At 74.6% G+C, this 18,906-nt stretch carries 17 protein-coding genes and 1 pseudogene; 9 read left to right on the top strand and 9 right to left on the bottom strand.

Annotation, left to right across the window (positions count from 1 at the left end):
- Positions 1-125 precede the first annotated feature (125 nt).
- From yczE to SCATT_RS25580, 3 genes and pseudogenes are all read left to right on the top strand, one after another.
- The gene (gene yczE / locus SCATT_RS25590) at positions 126-806 is read left to right on the top strand and encodes a membrane protein YczE (RefSeq protein ID WP_014146101.1); all 681 of its coding nucleotides are present in this window, start codon (positions 126-128) and stop codon (positions 804-806) included.
- 20 nt (positions 807-826) lie between these two features.
- Positions 827-1,627: pseudogene (locus SCATT_RS25585) on the top strand (glycerophosphodiester phosphodiesterase); the annotation flags it as partial.
- Positions 1,628-2,187: 560 nt separating this feature from the next.
- Positions 2,188-2,562 (top strand): RNA polymerase-binding protein RbpA, encoded by a 375-nt coding sequence (locus SCATT_RS25580; protein ID WP_014146099.1) that lies wholly within the window; start codon positions 2,188-2,190, stop codon positions 2,560-2,562.
- 79 nt (positions 2,563-2,641) lie between these two features.
- Here the strand turns inward: SCATT_RS25580 and fxsA are convergent, their stop codons facing one another.
- The 5 genes from fxsA to SCATT_RS25555 all read right to left on the bottom strand — a co-directional run bounded on the left by fxsA (position 2,642) and on the right by SCATT_RS25555 (position 8,475).
- Positions 2,642-3,232 (bottom strand): FxsA family membrane protein, encoded by a 591-nt coding sequence (gene fxsA, locus SCATT_RS25575; protein ID WP_014146098.1) that lies wholly within the window; start codon positions 3,230-3,232, stop codon positions 2,642-2,644.
- Between the two features lie 73 nt (positions 3,233-3,305).
- Positions 3,306-4,097 carry a polyprenol monophosphomannose synthase gene (locus tag SCATT_RS25570; RefSeq protein ID WP_014146097.1) on the bottom strand — a complete coding sequence of 264 codons (792 nt, stop codon included), beginning with the start codon at positions 4,095-4,097 and terminating at the stop codon, positions 3,306-3,308.
- A 10-nt stretch (positions 4,098-4,107) separates the two neighbouring features.
- Positions 4,108-5,754, bottom strand: coding sequence for an apolipoprotein N-acyltransferase (lnt, locus tag SCATT_RS25565; protein WP_014146096.1), 1,647 nt, complete (start codon positions 5,752-5,754; stop codon positions 4,108-4,110).
- 593 nt (positions 5,755-6,347) lie between these two features.
- Positions 6,348-7,964, bottom strand: coding sequence for an amidohydrolase (locus tag SCATT_RS25560; protein ID WP_014146093.1), 1,617 nt, complete (start codon positions 7,962-7,964; stop codon positions 6,348-6,350).
- Between the two features lie 70 nt (positions 7,965-8,034).
- Positions 8,035-8,475, bottom strand: coding sequence for an Lrp/AsnC family transcriptional regulator (locus SCATT_RS25555; RefSeq protein WP_014146092.1), 441 nt, complete (start codon positions 8,473-8,475; stop codon positions 8,035-8,037).
- A 219-nt stretch (positions 8,476-8,694) separates the two neighbouring features.
- Between SCATT_RS25555 and SCATT_RS25550 the strand changes: the two genes are divergently transcribed.
- Positions 8,695-9,162 carry a hypothetical protein gene (locus SCATT_RS25550; RefSeq protein ID WP_014146091.1) on the top strand — a complete coding sequence of 156 codons (468 nt, stop codon included), beginning with the start codon at positions 8,695-8,697 and terminating at the stop codon, positions 9,160-9,162.
- Between the two features lie 71 nt (positions 9,163-9,233).
- Here SCATT_RS25550 and SCATT_RS25545 read toward each other — a convergent pair whose 3' ends face one another.
- Complete coding sequence (locus SCATT_RS25545; RefSeq protein ID WP_014146090.1) at positions 9,234-10,409, bottom strand: acyl-CoA dehydrogenase family protein; 1,176 nt, start codon at positions 10,407-10,409, stop codon at positions 9,234-9,236.
- A 263-nt stretch (positions 10,410-10,672) separates the two neighbouring features.
- Here SCATT_RS25545 and SCATT_RS25540 point away from each other — a divergent pair, with 263 nt between their 5' ends.
- The 3 genes from SCATT_RS25540 to SCATT_RS25530 all read left to right on the top strand — a co-directional run bounded on the left by SCATT_RS25540 (position 10,673) and on the right by SCATT_RS25530 (position 12,829).
- Entirely contained in the window at positions 10,673-11,185 is a 513-nt protein-coding gene (locus SCATT_RS25540) for a DinB family protein (RefSeq protein ID WP_014146089.1), read from the top strand.
- A gap of 272 nt (positions 11,186-11,457) precedes the next feature.
- Complete coding sequence (locus SCATT_RS25535) at positions 11,458-11,985, top strand: hypothetical protein (RefSeq protein WP_014146088.1); 528 nt, start codon at positions 11,458-11,460, stop codon at positions 11,983-11,985.
- Positions 11,986-12,142: 157 nt separating this feature from the next.
- Positions 12,143-12,829: a hypothetical protein gene (locus SCATT_RS25530; protein ID WP_014146087.1), complete on the top strand. Its 687-nt coding sequence runs from the start codon at positions 12,143-12,145 to the stop codon at positions 12,827-12,829.
- A 53-nt stretch (positions 12,830-12,882) separates the two neighbouring features.
- On the opposite strand, the gene SCATT_RS38695 is transcribed toward SCATT_RS25530, so the two are convergent.
- The 3 genes from SCATT_RS38695 to SCATT_RS25515 all read right to left on the bottom strand — a co-directional run bounded on the left by SCATT_RS38695 (position 12,883) and on the right by SCATT_RS25515 (position 15,810).
- Positions 12,883-13,056 carry a hypothetical protein gene (locus SCATT_RS38695; RefSeq protein ID WP_014146086.1) on the bottom strand — a complete coding sequence of 58 codons (174 nt, stop codon included), beginning with the start codon at positions 13,054-13,056 and terminating at the stop codon, positions 12,883-12,885.
- A gap of 131 nt (positions 13,057-13,187) precedes the next feature.
- Complete coding sequence (locus tag SCATT_RS25520; protein ID WP_014146085.1) at positions 13,188-14,552, bottom strand: peptidase C39 family protein; 1,365 nt, start codon at positions 14,550-14,552, stop codon at positions 13,188-13,190.
- A gap of 109 nt (positions 14,553-14,661) precedes the next feature.
- On the bottom strand, positions 14,662-15,810 hold the full coding sequence (locus SCATT_RS25515) for a M24 family metallopeptidase (RefSeq protein ID WP_014146084.1): 1,149 nt from the start codon (positions 15,808-15,810) through the stop codon (positions 14,662-14,664).
- Between the two features lie 60 nt (positions 15,811-15,870).
- On the opposite strand from SCATT_RS25515, the gene SCATT_RS25510 reads away from it, so the two are divergent.
- On the top strand, positions 15,871-16,497 hold the full coding sequence (locus SCATT_RS25510; RefSeq protein ID WP_014146083.1) for a uridine kinase family protein: 627 nt from the start codon (positions 15,871-15,873) through the stop codon (positions 16,495-16,497).
- 478 nt (positions 16,498-16,975) lie between these two features.
- On the top strand, positions 16,976-18,883 hold the full coding sequence (locus SCATT_RS25505; protein ID WP_173405660.1) for an AAA family ATPase: 1,908 nt from the start codon (positions 16,976-16,978) through the stop codon (positions 18,881-18,883).
- Positions 18,884-18,906: the final 23 nt, after the last annotated feature.

The following is an 18,906-nucleotide window of genomic DNA, read 5'->3' as shown; positions in this document are numbered from 1 at the left end:
CCGCCTTGCCCGGGCCGTCACGCCGTACGCCGTCCAGCCGCCCGTCCCGCTCCGCGTTCCGTGTCCGACGTTCCGGTGCCGGCCCGGCGGGTGCCGCGTCCGGCCGGGCGCTGCCGCGTCGGCTCGTGCAGCTGTACGCGGGGCTCGCGCTGTACGGCGCCAGTTCGGCGCTGGTGGTCCGCTCCGGGCTGGGGCTCGACCCGTGGGACGTCTTCCACCAGGGGGTGGCGCGGCACGCCGGGGTGAGCATCGGCACGGTGTCGGTGTGCGTGGGGGCGCTGGTGCTGCTGTTGTGGTGGCCGTTGCGGCAGCGGCCGGGGCTGGGCACGGTCTCCAACGTCTTCCTGGTCGGGCTCACCCTGGACGCCACGATGCGGCTGGTGCCGCGGGCGCACGGCCTGGCCGCCGAGGCCGCGCTGCTGACCGCGGGGATCGTGCTCAACGGCGCCGCCACCGGGCTGTACATCTCGGCCGCGTTCGGCACCGGCCCCCGGGACGGCCTGATGACCGGGCTGCATCTGCGCACCGGCCGCTCGATCCGGCTGGTGCGCACCGGGATCGAGGTCACCGTGCTGGTGGCCGGCTTCCTGCTGGGCGGCACGGTGGGGGTGGGCACGGTGGCGTACGCGCTGCTGATCGGGCCGCTGGCCCAGTTCTTCCTGCGGTTCTTCGCGCTGCCGGCGCACCGGCCGGGACGGACGGTGGCGCGCGGCGAGGCGGCCGCGGCGGACACCACGGGCCCGGCATCGGAGGCGGGACCGGCCGTGGACCCGGGCGCCGTCCGGCCGGCCGCCGAGTGCGGGTGAACCGGGCGCATACTGCTGCCATGTCCACCCCGTCGCCCCGGCAGGCCCGGCGGCCCGCAGCGCCGCGCCACCCGTTCCTCGACCATCCCGGGCCGCTGGCGTTCGCCCATCGCGGCGGCGCCGCGGACGGGCTGGAGAACACCGTGACGGCCTTCCGGCGCGCGGTGGACCTCGGCTACCGCTATCTGGAGACCGACGTCCACGCCACCGCCGACGGGGTCCTGGTGGCCTGCCACGACGCCACGCTGGACCGGGTCACCGACGCCACCGGGGCGGTGGCATCGCTGCCGTGGCGGCAGGTGCGGCGGGCCAGGGTGGCCGGGCGCGAGCCGCTGCCGCGCTTCGAGGAGTTGCTGGAGGAGTTCCCCCGGGCCCGGTTCAACGTGGACGTCAAGGCGCCGGCCGCGGTCGAGCCACTGGTGGCGGCGATCGGACGGACCGGGGCGTGGGACCGGGTGTGCGTGGGGTCGTTCTCGCAGGGGCGGGTGGCCCGGGCGCGGGCGCTGGCCGGGGATCGGCTGGCCACCTCGCTGGGCACCCGGGGCGTGGCGGCGCTGCGGCTGCTCAGTTACGGCGGCCGGGCGCTGTCGTCGCTGGGGGTGCGTACCGCGGTCTGCGTGCAGGTGCCGGAGTATCACGCCGGGGTCCGTGTGGTGGACGCCACATTCCTGCGCGCGGCGCACCGCAGGGGGTTGCAGGTACACGTGTGGACGGTGAACGATCCGGCCCGCATGGCGGCACTGCTCGACCTGGGGGTGGACGGCATCATCACCGACGACATCGACGCGCTGCGCACCCTGCTCGTGGAGCGCGGCGCCTGGCCCCCGGCGGACTGGTCCACCGGTCCAACTCCCCCTCCGCGACGCCCGATCGGCGCCCCGGACCTCCAGCCGCCCCGCCGCCCGAAGGCGGTTGACCGGCCACGGGCGCCAACTCCGCCTCACGCAGCGTGAGTTGATCAACACGTGGAGCGACCGGCCGTCACGCCCCGCCATGGCGGGCCCGGCGACCGGGCCGAGGGGGTCCACACCCGCCCGCGTTAGGCACTGGGAGTGCGAGGCGGTAGTGTACGCCGTTGTCCAGCCGGAGGGACCGTTACTGCGCGCTAATGATACGGAAACGCCGGGTGATATCTCCCGTCAGATGTGACAAAACGGGCGGCGGCGGGTACAACAAGGGGGCGGCACGAACAGGCGGGCGGTGCTGTGGGCGCGTAGCGCCTCCGTGGAGGGTGGCGGCGATGGGCGCAACTCACCGTGCGAGCCACTGGCGGGTGGGCGCATGTTCCGAAACGGGAATCTTCACCGCCGACCGGACGTTGACCGGATGACGACGACAGCGACACCTGTCCTGTGGGCGACAAGCCCGGGAGGCACGATTCATGAGTGAGCGAGCTCTCCGCGGCACGCGACTCGGGGCCACCAGCTACGAGACCGACCGCGGCATCGATCTGGCTCCGCGCCAGACGGTGGAGTACGCATGCCCGAACGGCCATCGATTCGAGATGCCGTTCTCCATGGAAGCCGAGATCCCGCCGGAGTGGGAGTGCCGCGCCTGCGGCTCGACCGCCCTGCTGGTCGACGGCGAGGGCCCTGAGGAGAAGAAGACGAAGCCCGCGCGTACGCACTGGGACATGCTCATGGAGCGACGCACCCGTGAAGAGCTGGAAGAGGTCTTGGCCGAACGGCTCGCGGTGCTGCGTTCCGGCGGCATGAACATCGCAGTACATCCGCGGGACAACCGCAAGAGCGCCTGAGTATTTTCAGCCAGCCACTGTGCGGGCCCGCCGACCTCGGTCGGCGGGCCCGCAGGCGTTTTCCGGGTTCCGGCGCCGGTCAGGGGCCCAGCGGCCGGCGGGTGGCGCCGTGCCGGTCGCCGTCGTGCCGCCCCGCGGGCTCGTCGTCCCGGACCACCTCGCCCTGGACCACCTTGCCGTCCGGACGGTGCACGCGTATGCGCTGGTAGGCGTCGCCGAACGAACCCGGGGCCCAGGTGCGGCGGCGTACCACCCGGCCGGCGGCGCGGCCGATGAGGCGTCGGGTCGGCGGGAAGAGACACAGCAGCCCGGCCGCGTCGGAGACGATCCCGGGCACCATCAGCAGCAGCCCGCCCAGCATCGCGAGCCCCGCGTGGCCGCCGCCCGGCGCCGTCCCGGTGCCCTCCTCCCCCGGCGTCCGCCCCGCGCGCACCGACTCGGTCAGCTCCCGCCACGCCCGGCGCCCGGCCGCCTTCACCGCCGCCGCCCCCAGCACGAAACCGGCCAGCAGCAACAGCAGCACGGTGACACCGCCCGCCGCGTCGGCGACCAGGGTCAGCAGCCAGATCTCCAGCACCACCCAGGCGGCCACCACCAGGGGCGCCAGGGTCCGGGCACGGGAGCGGCGGGGCCGGGGGTTACGGGACGGATCGGTTGCGCCGAAGGTCATACGTCAATTGTGCCTGGCGGCGCGGAAGGCCCGGCGGCCCCGGTCGTCGCGGGGGCCGCCGGGTATCCGGCGGTCAGCTCTTGCGTCCGCCGCGCAGCCGTTCCACCCGGGCGCCGATGCCCCAGGTGGTGACCCGCCACAGCGCCTCCACGACGATGTTGCGGCTCATCTTGCTGTCGCCCAGCTCCCGCTCGACGAAGGTGATCGGCACCTCCACCACGTGGAACCCCTTCTTGTGGGCCCGCCAGGCGAGGTCGACCTGGAAGCAGTAGCCGGCCGAGGCGACCTCCTCCATGCCGAGCCCTTCCAGGGTCTCCTTGCGGAAGGCCCGGTAGCCGCCGGTGACGTCCCGGATCGGCACCCCGAGCATCAGCCGCGAGTAGGTGCTGCCGCCGCGCGAGAGGAACTCCCGGGACTTGGGCCAGTTGACCACCCGTCCGCCGGGGATCCAGCGCGAGCCGAGCACCAGGTCGGCGCCGCCCAGCGCGGTGAGCAGCCGCGGCAGCTCCTCGGGCTGGTGGGAGCCGTCGGCGTCCATCTCGACCAGCACGCCGTAGCCGTGGTCGATGCCCCACCGGAAGCCGGCCAGGTAGGCGGCGCCCAGCCCCTCCTTGCCCTTGCGGTGCAGCACGTGGACGTGGTCGTCGGCGGCGGCCAGTTCGTCCGCGAGCTTGCCGGTGCCGTCCGGGCTGTTGTCGTCCGCGACCAGGATGTGCGCCTCCGGAACGGCGGCGCGGACCCGGCCGACGATCGGCTTGATGTTCTCGGCCTCGTTGTAGGTCGGGATGACGACCAGAACCGTGCCGAGCGGGGCGGACCGCCTCCCCTGGGTATCGCCCTGGGTGACCTGAGCGCCGTCGTTCACTGCTTCCCCTTTATTTCTCCGTACGTCCCCGCCGGCCAAGCCATGATGCGGCGGCGCAGGACAGGAGGCCCACGATAGCGAGCGTCCACTCCGGTGCCGTGCCGATCCGGTCGGCGAGGGTGGTTCCGGTGCGCAGCGGCACGGTGGCGTCCAGTACCGCGCGGGTGAACTCCCGGGTGCGCTGCTTGACGGTACCGTCCGGCGCGGTGATCGCGCTGATGCCGCTGGTGGCGGCGGTGATCACGGTCCGGCCGTGCTCGACCGCGCGCAGCCGGTACATGGCGAGCTGCTGCTCGGGTTGACCGGTTCGCCCGTAGGTGGCGTTGTTGGTCTGGACGACGAGCGCCTTGGCCCCGGCGTTGACGGTGTCGCGCACGATGCCGTCGTAGGCCACCTCGAAGCAGATCACGTCGCCGAGGCGGGCCGGTCCCATCGTCATCACCCCGGTGTGGTGGCCGGGGTAGAAGTCCCGGGGCACCATCTTCAGCCGGGAGATGAACCGGGTCAGCTCCTTGCGGAACGGCACGTACTCGCCGAACGGCACCGGGTGCTGCTTGGTGTAGGAGGCGCCGGGGCCGGTGACCGGGTCCCAGACGATGCCCTCGTTCTGCACGTGGTCGGCGTCGGGCCCCTCGACCAGGACGCCGACGAGCACCGGCACCCCGACCGCCTGCACGGCGCGGTTGATCCTGGCGTACGCCTCGGGGTAGGTGAACGGGTCGAGGTCGGAGGAGTTCTCCGGCCAGATGACCAGGTCCGGCTTGGCGACCCGGCCGGCCTTGATGTCGTCGGCGAGTTTCAAGGTGGCGGCGACGTGGTTGTCGAGGATCATCAGCGGCCGGCCCAGGAAGTGCATGCCGGGGTGCTCGACGTTGCCCTGGACCACCGCGACCTTCAGGCTGCCGGCCGGCTCGGTCGTCGACGGCACGGCCAGGCCGCTGCCGGCCACGGCCACCGCGAGCAGCAGCGCGCCCGCCGCGGTGGCCGCGGTGCGCCGGCCGCGTACCGGGCCGCGCAGCCGCCACGCCGCGAGCGCCGCCGCGGCCAGCAGCCCGCCGGCCAGCGCCACCGCGAAGGTCACCAGCGGCGCCCCGCCCACCGCGGCGAGCGGGGTGAACGGCGATCCGGTGTTGGCGAACGCCAGCCGCCCCCACGGGAATCCGCCGAACGGCAGCCGGTCGCGCGCCGCCTCCTCCGCCACCCACAGGCAGGCGCCCCACAGCGGCCACCCGGGCAGCCGCGAGGTGAGCGCCAGCGCGGCCCCCAGCGGCACGAAGAAGAGCGCCTCGATCAGCGCCAGACCCACCACCGCGTCCCACCCCACCACGTGCAGCCACTGCAACAGCCACAGCATGAACGGGAAGCCGAAGGCGAACCCGGTCCAGGCACCCTGCCGCAGCCGGCGGCCCCGGGTGAGCAGCGCCAGCGCGGCCACCGACAGCAGCGACAGCGGCCAGATCCCGTACGGCGGGAAGGCGACGGTGAGCAGCAGGCCGGCCGCCGCCGCGGTGGCGGTGCGCCGCCAGTCGCGCCGGGCGGCCCGGCCCAGCCGGCGCAGCCGCCCTGGGCGTTCCCCGGTCGTCCGGGCCGCGTCGGCGGGCACGCCGACGGCGGCCTCGACGAACTGGGCGGTGGCGGTGTCGGATTCCGGGGACACGGTCGCGGCGTTTCCTCTTCTTGCGCGGGGGCCGGCGCCCGTCGGCCGCGGGCGTCGTGCAGTGACCGTACAACGGTTTTCCCCGGCTGCCGCCGCCCGGGTGAGGAAAGCCATGCGCGACGGCTCCCCGGCGGCTGCGGGTGGGGGCCCGGAACGCTCTTCGGGCCGACCCCGGACCCGCTGGCTGCGGGCGGCCGGGAGCCGTTGTCTACTGAACGTCCGGGCCCCACCCGGGTCGCACCCGCCGCCCGGGGGCTCTCCCCCCTGCCCGCCCGGCGGCGGGAGAGGGCCCTGGGCGGGCCGCGTTCCGTGCCACGGGCGCTGGACCTGGCTCCCAGTGGCGCCGCGGCGCTCAGGCGCGGCACCCCGTGGCCCAGCGGCGGTCGACGGAGGACACGGAGGATCCCGGGTCGGACGTCCTGTGGTGGACCCGGCCGAACCTACTCGCCCGCGACCGCCGCCTGTCAACACCCGTTTGACCTGCGGGAATCTGGAGAATCAGCAGGTCAGTGCGGCTCTGCCGGAGGCGGTGCGACAGGCCGAGGGCACATCGTTCGGCGGTACGGCCAGGCCCCGCGTCACTCGTTCGGCCCCTAGTGGACGGTACGGCCGCCGACCACCGTGCGCAGGCAGCGCGGCAGCGGCAGGCCCGGGGTCAGGTCGGGCAGGCCGGGGGTGCCGGAGCGGGGGTCGGTGGACCAGTTGGCGACCCGGTCGTCGGGGATCTGCACCACCAGGTCGCCGGTGCGCCAGACCGCGTAGTCGGCCGGGGCGCCGGGCACCAGTACGCCGCCGCCGTCCCGGCCCACCGCGCGCCAGCCGCCCCGGGTGTGCGCGGTGAACGCGGCGCGTACCGAGATCCGGTGGGCGGCGGTGCGGTGGAAGGCGGCGGCGCGCACCGTCCCCCACGGGTCGAGCGGGGTCACCGGGGAGTCCGAGCCGAGCGCCAGCGGCACCCCGGCGCGCAGCAGGGCGGCGTACGGGTTGAGCCCCCGGGCCCGGTCGGCGCCGAGCCGGGTGGCGTACATCCCGTCGTCGCCGCCCCACGCGGCGTCGAAGGCGGGCTGGACGGAGGCGGTCAGCCCCAGGTCGGCGAAGGCGGCGACGGCGTCCTCGTCGAGCATCTCGGCGTGTTCGACGCGGTGCCGGGCGGCGCGGACCCGGGCGATGCCGAGGCGGTCGGCGGCCTGCCGTACGCCGGTGAGGACCGCGTCGACGGCGGCGTCGCCGATGGCGTGGAAGCCGGCCTGGATCCCGGCGTCGGTGCAGGCGGTGACGTGGTCGGCGATGCGGTCGGCGGTCAGGTAGGCGGTGCCGGTGTGGCCGGCGTCGGCGTAGGGCCGGCGCAGGCAGGCGGTGTGGGAGCCGAGGGCGCCGTCCACGAAGAGGTCTCCGGCGGCGCCGACCGCGCCGAGGTCGCGGACCTTCTCCAGCACCTCGGGGGCGTCCGGTCCGGCGGCCTCCGCCCAGTAGCCGACGACCCGGGGCCCGGGCTCCTCGGCGGCCAGCCGCAACAGCCCGGTGAAGTCGTCCTCGCCGCTGATGTCGGGGCCGGCGCACTCATGGAGCGAGCCGATGCCCATCGCGGCGGCCTGCCGCAGCGCGGCCCGCTGGGCGGCGCGGCGCTGCCCGTCGCCGAGCGAGGCCAGCGCGGTGCGGCGCACCGCGTGGTGGGCGTCGCGGGTCAGCGGTCCGTCGGCGTCGTGGCCGGCCCGGTCGGCGAGGCCGGGGACGAGGTCGCGCAGCGCGCTGGTGGCGAGCGCGGAGTGGACGTCGGCGCGGCTGGCGTACAGCGGGCGGCCACCGGTGGCGGCGTCGAGTTCGGCGCGGGCCGGCGGGCGCGGGTCGGGCCAGCGGGCGGCGTCCCAGCCATGGCCGAGCAGGATGCGGTCGCCGGGGTGGTCGGCGGCGTAGGCGGTGATCCGGGCCAGGGCGTCGGCGCGGTCGCGGGCGGCGGACAGGTCGAGGCCGGTGAGGGCGAGCCCGGTGGCGGTGGCGTGCACATGGGCGTCGGTGAACGCCGGGGTGACGAGCGCGCCGTCGAGCTGGACGACCTCGTCGACCCCGTCGGCGAAGGCGTCCGCCGCGCCCTCGGAGCCGATCCAGGCGACGGTGCCGCCCTCGACGACCATGGCGGTGGCGAAGGGGTCCGCGGGGCTGTACACGGTGCCGCCGCGCAACAGCACGGTGCCCGGGGTGCGCTCGTTCATGTCCCCAAGTCTGGCCTGACCCGCGCGCCGTGCCGCCGCCGGGGTCCCCCGCCGCACCGGGCGGCGCCGGTCACAGATGCGGCGGGCGGGACTCGTACGGGGTGGAGAGGACGACCGTGGTGCGGGTGGAGACGCCGGCCAGGGAGCGGATGCGGGCGAGGAGGTGTTCCAGGGCGCTGGGGGTGGCCACGCGCACCTTGAGGATGTAGTTCTCGTCGCCGGCGACGCTGTGGCACGCCTCGATCTCCGGGACGTCGGCGAGGCGTTCGGCGATGTCGTCCGGGGCGCTGGGGTCGAAGGGCTTGACGGAGATGAACGCGGTGAGCGACAGCCCGACCGCCTCGGGGTCCACGATCGCGGCGTAACCGCGGATGACGCCGCGCTGTTCGAGGCGGCGTACCCGTTGGTGCACCGCCGAGGTGGACAGGCCGGTGGCCTTGCCCAGGTCGGTGTAGCTCATCCGCCCGTCCGCGACGAGCAGCTCGACGATGCGCCGGTCCAAGTCCTCCACGACGCATCAACCTACTGCGCCGGAGGCCGGTCGGCACAGTGAGCCGGTACCGTGCGCCCCGTGCGACCCCCTGGTGTGATCAATGCCACACCGTGCGCGTCCGCTGCCCCCGGGCGCCACGGTTACCGGCCGTCCGGGGCGGGAAATGCTCTGCTCAGGCCGAGGCCACGATGCCCGGCCGTCCCACTTCAGGGTCACCCGCCATAGGGGGAAACCACCATGCGCGCTGTGAAGCGACCGGGCCGCAACGACCGTACGCAGTCCGACCGCACGCGGGCCACACACGACGAGGACACCGATCCCGGCGAACCGCTGGAGGAGCGCCGGATCGTGGCCGAGGCCGACGAGGGCGAGGCCGACGCCTTCGAGGACGAGGGGTACGAGATCTTCCGGGTGTTCTGCCCGGACTGCTCGCGGCCGATCGCCCTGTTCACGGAGGAGGAGAGGCTGCCCGAGCACGCGTTGTGCTCCTCGCCGTGGGACCCGTTCGGGCTGACGGTGTGCGCCGGTTCCGGCCGTCCGGTGGCGCAGGCCAGGCCGGCCCACGACGCGCGGGCCGCCGACGAGCAGGACCTCGCGGCGCTCCTGACGCTGCCGGCCGGGCTCGACTGGCGCACCCAGCCGTTCTCGCACGTGGGCGGCGTCGGCTCGCAGCCGATGCGGGCGGGCGGCGGACGGGTGTCCTGACCGGCCGCCCGGCGACCACCCCCGCGGGGGCCGCGGAACTCCCCGGCCCCCGCAAGGAAGTTGACGCCTCGTCAACCGCGGGTTTCGGGGCCCATCAGCTGGCGGGCGATCACCATGCGCTGGATCTGGTTGGTGCCCTCGACGATCTGGAGCACCTTGGCCTCGCGCATGTAGCGCTCGGCCGGGAAGTCGGTGGTGTAGCCGTAGCCGCCGAGGAGTTGGACGGCGTCGGTGGTCACCCGCATCGCGGTGTCGGTGCAGAAGAGCTTGGCCATGGCGGCCTGCTTGGCGAACGGCTCCCCGGCGTCGCGCAGCCGGGCCGCGGCGAGGTAGAGCGCCCGGCCGGCCTCGATGGCGGTGGCCATGTCGGCCAGCATGAACCGCAGGCCCTGGAAGTCGGCGAGCGGCCGGCCGAACTGCACCCGCTGCGCGGTGAACGACTCCGCCTCCGCCAGCGCCGCCTGGGCCACCCCGATCGCGCAGGCCGCGATGCCCAGCCGCCCGGAGTCCAGCGCGGCCAGCGCGATGGAGAAGCCCTGCCCCTCCTCGCCGATGCGCCGGGCGTCGTCGACCACGACGCCGTCGAAGTGGAGCTGGGCGGTGGGCGAGCCCTTCAGCCCCATCTTGCGTTCCGGGGCAGCTGCCGTCAGCCCCGGGGCGTCGCCGGGCACCAGGAACGCGGTGATGCCGCGCGGGCCCTCCTCACCGGTGCGGGCGAGCACGGTGTAGAAGTCGGCCACGCCACCGTGGGTGATCCACGCCTTGGTGCCCTCCAGCCGCCAGCCCTCGCCCTCCCGGACGGCCCGGGTGCGCAGCGAGGCGGCGTCCGAGCCGGCCGCGGGTTCGGACAGGCAGTAGGCGCCCAGCAGGGAGCCGCCGAGCATGGCCGGCAGGTGCTCGGCCCGCTGCTCCTTGCTGCCGAAGCCGGCCAGGGCGTGGCAGGCCAGGGTGTGCACGCTCACCCCGAGGCCCACGGTGAGCCGCGCCGCGGCCAGCTCCTCCAGCACCTGGAGGTAGACCTCGTACGGCTGGCCGCCGCCACCGAACTCCTCGGGGTACGGCAGCCCCAGCAGGCCCGCGGCGCCGACGGTGGCGAGGACGTCGCGGGGGAAGATCCCGGCTTCCTCCTCCTCGGCGGCCCGGGGCCGCAGTTCCCGCTCGGCCAGTTCGCGGGTGAGGGCGAGCAGGTCGCGGGCTTCCTCGGTGGGCAAGTGGCGTTCTACCGGGTGCGGACCCTCGTACGGCATGGCGGCGTTCCTCCCTGGTCGGGTGGTCGGCGGCGGGCGCCGAGGGGTGGGCGACGCCGCCGCGATGGGTGCTGCTCATGACACCGACGACCTCCCGCCGGGTCACGGTCCGGGCAGATCAGCGGCTGTGGCGGGTTGGAGTATGCCCGATCGGGGCGCTGTCGTCACCAGATCGAGGGATCACGTTCGCCGAGGTGCCGCACGCCGTCCGGACGGCCGGGAAATACCGGCCGCGCCGGGTCCGGCGCCCGTACGATGGCTCGATGACCGAAGTGACCCGGAGCACCCCGCGCGGCGATCTGCGTCCGCCGGAGGTCGACGCCGACGAGTCCACCACGCTGCGTACCTTCCTGGGCTATCTGCGTGAAGCGGTGATCGCCAAGGCGCTGGGGCTGCCGGAGACGGTGGCCCGGCGGCCCCGGGTGCCGTCGGGGACGAGTCTGCTGGGGCTGGTCAAGCACCTGGCCGCGGTCGAGCACAACTGGTTCGTGTGGGCGTACGCCGGGGTGGGCGACGCGCCGGCCGACGACACGGTGACGGTGGCGGAGGGCGAGACGGTCGCCGAGGTGGTCGCCGCCTACCGGGCCGCCGCGCGCCTCAGCGACGAGGTGGTGGCCGCCTGTGACGACCTGGGGCGGCCGGGGGTGCGCTCGCTGCGTGAGACGGCGCCGCCGACCATGCGCTGGATCCTGGTGCACATGATCGAGGAGACCGCCCGGCACGCCGGCCACGCCGACGTCCTGCGCGAGCTGACCGACGGCCGCGTCGGCCGCTGAGCGGAGCCGGGCGGGCGCCCGGCGGCCTCTCCCCCCGTCCGGCCCGGTGACACCCGGGTCCGGCCGCCGTTCCCTTCTCCCGGGGTTCCCCGTAACGGCGGCGCGCCGCACCGGAGTTGACGGGCTCCGCCCGGTCGCCGCGGCCGGTACGGAAACAGCATGGTCACCCGGAATTCACCGGCGGATGTCTACCCGCGTAGCGGCTTCGGTGGTGTCATGGACACGCCCTGGCGCTCCGCCGGGGTGACGACCGACCTCCGGGAGACCCCCACATGTCCCGAACGATCCGTCATCTGCTCGCCACCGGTTCCTGCGCCGCCCTGTTCGCCGGCGCGCTGGTGGCCGGGGCCGGGCCGGCGAACGCCGCCGTGAGCTGTTCGCAGGCGTACCTGCCGCTGCCCGACGCGTCCTGCCAGCCGGGGGCGTACAACCCCGACGTGACCCAGAGCACCATAGGCTCGACCATATGCGTGTCGGGGTGGACCTCCACCGTGCGCCCGCCGACCTCGTACACCAACCCGCTGAAGGTGCAACAGATCGCGCAGTACGGGTACGCGGACACCTCCACCGCCGACTACGAGGAGGACCACCTCGTCCCGCTGGAGCTCGGCGGCGCCCCGAGGGACCCGCGCAACCTGTGGCCCGAGCCGCGCTACGGCAACGAGACCGCCGGCAACAAGGACACCGTGGAGAACAGGCTGAAGACCGCGGTCTGCGCCCACAAGGTCACCCTGGCCGCCGCACGCAGCGCCATCGCGACCGACTGGACCACGGCACTGGCCAAGCTGGGCTTGAGCTGAAACGTTCCGCCACGCGAGTCGCGCCGGGGGCGGCTCCGGCGCACGACCGCGCAGGCGAGGACATCAGGGGGCGCACGGGGTACCGATTGGTTCTCCGGCGCCCCGGCCGGGCAAGATGATCACACTTATCGTCCGCCCCGGCCCTGAGGAGTCCGCCGTGTCCCGCACCGTCCGCAGCGCCGTCGCCGCCGCCCTGCTGTCCGGGCTGCTGCTCACCTCGTGCGCGCCCAAGCACTCCGCCACGCACGACGGCGCGCCGTCGTCCGGACGCGGCGGCTCCTCCGGCAACTCGGCCTCCGGCGGCGGCCGTTCCGGCGGCCCGCTGCCATTGGGCCCCGGACCACAGCCGGCCTACCGGGTGCAGCGGCAGCCCCCGGCCGGCTCCTGCCACTACCGCTACAGCCCGGACAAGGAACCGCTGCCCGACCCGACGTGCACCCCGGGCGCGCTCAACCCCAAGGTCACCCAGGCCACGCTGGACTCCACCATCTGCCGCAAAGGCGGCTACACCTCCGACATCCGGCCGCCGACGAACATCACCAACCGGGAGAAGGCGGCCAACGCCAAGTCCTACGGCTACACCGGCAACATGCGCGACGCCGAGTACGACCACCTGGTCAGCCTTCAGCTCGGCGGCGACCCCAACGACCCGCGCAACCTGTGGGTGGAGCCGCCCTCCCCCGGCCACCGGCCCAACTCCGGGCCCAACAACGACAAGGACGCCGTGGAGACCTCGCTGCACACCGCGGTCTGCAAGAAGCAGGTCACCCTGGAGGCCGCCCAGCGGGCCATCGCGGGCGACTGGACGACGGCACTGGCCGGGCTCGGCCTGGGCCGCAAGTAGCGAACGGCCCGGTCCCGGGCGGGATCTCCCCGCCCGGGACCGGGCCTCGGCGGTCAGTGGTGGTGCACCACGTGGTGGGTGACGACGTGGTGGGTGACCGTGTGGTGCACGACGGTGTGGTGGACCACGGTGTGGTGCACCACGTGGTGGTGGGTCGCGCAGCCGGAGGCCAGCAGTCCGGTCGCGGCCAGGACGGTGGCGGCCAGGACGGTCTTCACGCGGGACAACGTTGCTCCTTGCGGTGGTCTCTGCTTCACCGGGCATGTTCCTGACACCCAGCTGACCAGGATCGTACCGCCCCGCCGCCGGCCTCCGGCCGCCGTCCCGGACCGTTGCGGAAGGCGGCGGCCGGAGGCCGTCAGACCACGCCCACCTCCTGCAGCGCGCGCCGGGCGGCGCCGCCGAGGCCGGTGGGCCAGTACAGGTAGGCGACGCCGCCGGTGCCCCCGACGACCTTGCCCGAGGCGTTGTAGCGCTTCGTCCGCAGCCACACCGTCTCGAACTGCGCCCGCTCGTACACCCGGCGCACCGCCGCGTCGTCGGCGCTCGCCGGGTCGTTGGCGATGACGTCCCCGGTCCTGGTGAACCCGATGACGCACATCAGGTGGCCGGCGGTTCCGTAGCCGGCGCCGTCGAGTTCCTTGGCGAGGAAGGACTGCGAGGTGATGACCGGGATGCCGTGGCGCACCAGGTGCTCGACGTCGGTCAGCGACCGCAGCCGGGTGATGACGGACTCCATGTCGCGGTAGGTGGCCGCGTAGGCGGCGTTGAACGGCCAGTTGCCGCAGCCTTGGTACTGGTAGTCGTAGGTGTACCGGGCGGCGTGGTCGACCTGCGGGTCGGCGTAGGCCGGGTCCACCCAGGCGAGTTGGGCGGGGGTGGGGCGGCGCCCCCAGTACTCCACGACCATCTGCGAGGAGGTCGGCGAGCACCACGCCTCGCCGCCGTTGTCGTACTGCGGGTACTGGCCCTTGTGGATCTCCTGCGAGTAGCGCGGCACCCGCAGTTCGGTCCCGGCGCCGTGGCCCGGGACGGAGGGCGGCACGGTGAAGCGGTCGGGGATGTCGGAGGCCATCGCGCCGACCCGCCAGACGGTGGGGGTCAGTTGCGTGCCGGGTCTGCGGTAGAGGGTCAGCCGCAGCCGGTAGGCGGCCAGCCGGACGCCGCTCGCCGGGTCGTCGACCGCGAAGGTGTCGGTGGAGATGGCGCTGCGCCCGTCGCCCTGGCCGTCCACCGAGGTGCGTTTGATGTCGGTGTCCCCGGCGGCCCAGCGGCCCATGACGTACCACGGGGTGGCCGTGCCGTCCTGGTAGGTGCCCGCCAACTCGGCCTGGATCCAGGTGCCTTCGGGGGTGTGGGCGTTCCAGGAGGCGACCAGTTCGGTGGCGCCGTGCGGCAGCGTGCGCACCGGGCCGGTCCAGGTGGCGTACTCCCAGGCGGCCGTGGTGCCGGTGTGCGGGTCGTGGTACTCGGTGGTGCCGGCCGGCCGGCCGATGACGATGCCGGGGCGCCGGCCGGCCACCGCCCGGGTGCCGTCGGCGGTACCCCGGCGCCAGTCGGGGTACGAGGCCCAGGAGTGGTGATCCACGAAGGCGGCCCCGGCGTCGGGTGGGGTGGCGGAGCGGGCCGGCCGGGCGGCGCGGGCGGTGCCGGGGACGGCGGCGGTCGCGGCGGTGGCGAGCGCGGCGGCCAGAACCGCGCGCCGGGGGGCGGAACGTGTCATGGCGAAGCCCCTGTTCTGCTGGGAAGCCCCTGCCCTGCTGGCGGGTGAGCCCACTATCGCGGCTCGTGGGCCCGCCCGCCAGCGCTTCGGCACGGTCGGCCGGCCGGGGTCAGCCGGGCAGCACGACCAGATCGCGGCCGGTGAGGTTGAGGCGTTCGCCGCCGTCCTCGGTGCACACCGCGATGTCCTCGATCCGGGCGCCGAACCGGCCGGGCAGGTAGATGCCGGGCTCGATGGAGAACGCCATCCCGGGCTCCAGCGGCACCTCGCTGCCGGCCACGATGTACGGCTCCTCGTGGGTCTCCAGCCCGATGCCGTGGCCGGTGCGGTGGATGAAGTGGTCGCCGTACCCGGCGTCCTCGATGATGTCGCGGCCCACCGCGTCGAGTTCCTGAGCGGTGATGCCGGGGCGGACCGCCTCGGTCTGCGCCTGCTGGGCCCGCTGGAGGACGGCGTACAGCTCGCGGAAGTCGTCGTGCGGCTCACCGGCGGCGTAGGTGCGGGTGGAGTCCGAGCAGTAGCCGTCGTGGGTGGTGCCGCCGATGTCGACCACCACCGGCTCGCCGGGGCGGATCGGCCGGTCGGAGACCTCGTGGTGCGGGCTGGCGCTGTTGGGGCCGGCGCCGACGATCACGAAGTCGCAGGTGGCGTGGCCGGCCTCGACGATGGCGTCGGCGATGTCCCGGGCCACCTCGCGCTCGGTCCGGCCGGGGCGCAGCCACTCCCCCATCCGGCGGTGCACCCGGTCGATGGCGGCGCCGGCCCGGCGCAGCGCCTCCACCTCGGCGGGGCTCTTGCGGGCCCGCAGCGGACGCAGCACCTCGCCGGCGAGGCTCTGCTCGGCCTGCGGCAGCGCCGCCCGCAGCGCGAGCACCTTCTCGGCCCACATGTGGTCGTCGATGGCGATCCGCTTCACCCCGGCCGGCAGCCGCTCGGCCACCAGCGCGTACGGGTCGTCGGTCTCGGCCCAGCCCAAGATCTCGATGCCGAGGCCGCCCACCGGGGAGGCGGCGGCGGCCGGCTTCTCCAGCGCGGGGACGATCAGCACCGGGTCCGCCTCGACCGGGACCACCAGGGCGGTCAGCCGCTCCAGCGGCAGCGCGTGGTAGCCGGTGAGGTACCGCAGGTCGGCACCGGGTGAGACGAGCAGCGCGTCGAGGCCGGCGGCGGCAGCGGCCTGCCGGGCGGTCTCGATGCGGTCGGCCGGGTAGAGGTTGGCGATGGCACGGGCGCCCTGGGAGTCAGTCACGACGATCACGGTAGACGCCCCGGGGGCCGCCTGCCGAGGGGGGCACGCGAGGACCGTAGGCTGACCGCGATGGAGCCCTCACCAACGCCCGGCGGCACGCCCGCGGCACCCCGCCCGGACCCGCTGCCGGCGCTGGCCGCCGCGGTGCGCGCGCTCCCCGCGTCCTGCGGTCCGGTGCGCCTGGTGGCGGTGGACGGGCACGCCGGTTCCGGCAAGAGCACCTTCGCGGCCCGGCTCGCGGTGGCGCTGGGCGGTGCGCCCGTGGTCCACCTGGACGACCTCGCCACGCACGAGGAGCTGTTCGGCTGGACCGCCCGGCTGCGGGAGTGGGTGCTGGAGCCGCTCGCGCGGGGACGGGACGCGGGGTACCCGGTGTACGACTGGACGGCCCGCCGGTTCGCCGGGCGCGCCGTGGTGCCGTGCGCGCCGGTGGTGCTCGTCGAGGGCGTCGGGGCGGGCCGGTCCGCGCTCCGCGACCATCTGGCGCGAATCGTATGGATGGATACGTCACGGGACGAATCGTGGCGGCGGGGGCGCCGGCGGGACGGACCGGAGCTGGCCGTTTTCTGGCGCGGCTGGATGCGCGCGGAGAACGCGCACTTCGCGGCCGATCCGACCCGTCCCCACGCGGATCTCCTGGTACGCCAGGTACCGGACGGATATCAGGTGCTGCCGGGGCCCGGGCGACAACCCTGAACAGCCGTTCGTATCACTGAGGGTAACCTTCCGCCGCCGATCCGGCCCACCGGACGAACGACTCCCGGCCAGTGGCCCAGGGCGGCTTGACCTGGGGGGCGTACAGGACTTACGTTCTCAATGCGCGGTCGGACAACGGCCGCACACCGACACGAAGCCCCCGGTTGTTCCCCCGTGACCGGGGGCTTCGTCCTGTCCGGTGCCGGGCGGTGCGTCCGTTTCGCCGCCGGATCCTCTCACCCTGCGTCACGGCCGCGGGCCCCCTCGCCGGACCGGCCGGTTCGTCTCTTTCCGCCCGCCCGGCCGGTGCGCACCCCTCTCCCCCGCCGCAACACCGCAGGTACGATGCGGAAAGAGGCGGCGGGCGGATCGCCCGGTACGCCACGGCGCCAACTCCCGCCGCGGATACGGCGGTTCGCCGCCGGGTACGGGTCGGAGGGGACGGGCAGGCCACGGGGGCACGGCAGTGGGGGACCTGATGGACTTCGGAACCGAGGGGGTGCCCCCGCGGGTCGGGGGAGGCTTCGGCGCCCCGGCCGACCGGGCCTGGCTGCGGGGGGTCGACGCCTACACGGTGGGCGCCTACGCCCAGGCCGAGGAGGAGTTCCGCACCGCGGCGCGGCTCGACCCGGGGATGGCCGACGCCTGGCTCGGGCTGCACGCGCTGCGCGCCGACACCGCCACCGCGCTGCTGCGCATGTACCGCCACCGGGAGCGCTTCGGCGAGCAGCGGCGGCGCCACCACCGTTCGCTCAACTCCTGGTACTGGCTGGGCTGGTGGGTGCAACCGGTGCTGGAGACCGGACGTGATCTGCTGCTGGCGCACGCCTCGCACTGGCTCGACGGCCGGCACGTCGCCGACCTGGACCGGGCGCTCGCCGAGTGCCCGCCGGTGGACACCGACCCCCAGGTGCGCTTCCTGCACGCCTGCCGCGCCTACCTGGTCAAGGACTGGGAGCAGTTGGTCCGCCACACCGAACCGCTGCTGGACGACCCGCTGCTGGGCATCGAGGCCGGGCTCTTCGGCGGCATGGCCCGGGTCCGGCTGGAGATGTGCGGGCAGGCCGAGCCGCTGCTGGCCACCGCGCTGATGCGGTGCCGCAGCGAGGTGCCGCAGCGCAAGGAGCTGCGCTACTGGCTGGCCCGCGCCTACGAGGGCACCGGCCGCTCGGCCGCCGCGTTACCCCTGTACCGCGCGGTGCACCGGGTGGACCCGGGGTTCATGGACACCGCCGCCCGGCTCGCGGCGATCACCGAGTCCGAGGACGGTCTGGACGAGTCGGCGGACCTGGCCGCGGTCTCGCTGCCGGGGCTGAGCCGTTCCACCTGGCAGGGCCCGGCCGAGGACCCCGGGCTGCCGGCCGCCGAGCCCGATCCGCCGCGCCCCGGCGACCCGGTGGCCGGCCCCGCCGCGGAGGCCGGGGCCGGGGCGGTGCCGCAGAGCCCGCCGGTGCGGCAGAAGGCGGTGCTGCCGGTGACCCCGGTGCCGCCGCAGGTGCCGCTGGGGACGCCGGATCCGGCGCTGCTGGCCCAGGCGCTGGGCGAGCTGGAGCGGATGGTGGGCCTGGAGCCGGTCAAACGGCAGGTGCGGGCGCTCTCCGCGCAGCTGCGGATGGCCCGGCTGCGGGCCGGTCAGGGGCTGCCGGTGCAGCCGCCCAAGCGCCACTTCGTCTTCTCCGGCCCCTCCGGCACCGGCAAGACCACGGTGGCCCGGATCCTGGGCCGGGTCTTCTTCGCCCTCGGGCTGCTCGGCGGCGACCACCTGGTGGAGGCCCAACGCGCCGATCTGGTGGGCGAGTTCCTCGGCCAGACCGCGGTGAAGGCCAACGAGCTGATCGACTCCGCGCTCGGCGGGGTACTCTTCGTGGACGAGGCGTACAGCCTGTCCAACTCCGGCTACGGCAAGGGCGACGCCTACGGCGACGAGGCGTTGCAGGTGCTGCTCAAGCGCGCCGAGGACAACCGCGACCGGCTGGTGGTGATCCTGGCCGGCTACCCCGAGGGCATGGACCGGCTGCTGGCCGCCAACCCCGGCCTCGGCTCCCGGTTCACCACCCGGGTGGACTTCCCCAGCTACCGTCCCGACGAACTCACCCGTATCGGCGAGGTGCTGGCCGCCGAGGGCGGCGACCACTGGGACGAGGAGGCGCTGGAGGAGCTGCACAGCATCAGCGGCCACGTGGTCGCCCAGGGGTGGATCGACGAGCTGGGCAACGGCCGCTTCCTGCGCACCCTGTACGAGAAGAGCTGCGCCTACCGCGATCTGCGGCTGACCGGCTACCCCGGCACCCCGTCCCGGGACGACCTGGCCACGCTGCGGCTGCCCGACCTGATGCAGGCGTACGGCGAGGTGCTCTCCGGCCGGGGCCCGGGGCAGCAGCAGTGACCGCCGCCCCGGGTCCGGTACCG

This window comes from Streptantibioticus cattleyicolor NRRL 8057 = DSM 46488 (assembly GCF_000240165.1).
GTDB lineage: Bacteria > Actinomycetota > Actinomycetes > Streptomycetales > Streptomycetaceae > Streptantibioticus > Streptantibioticus cattleyicolor.
This window is presented reverse-complemented; position numbering and strand designations above follow the sequence as displayed.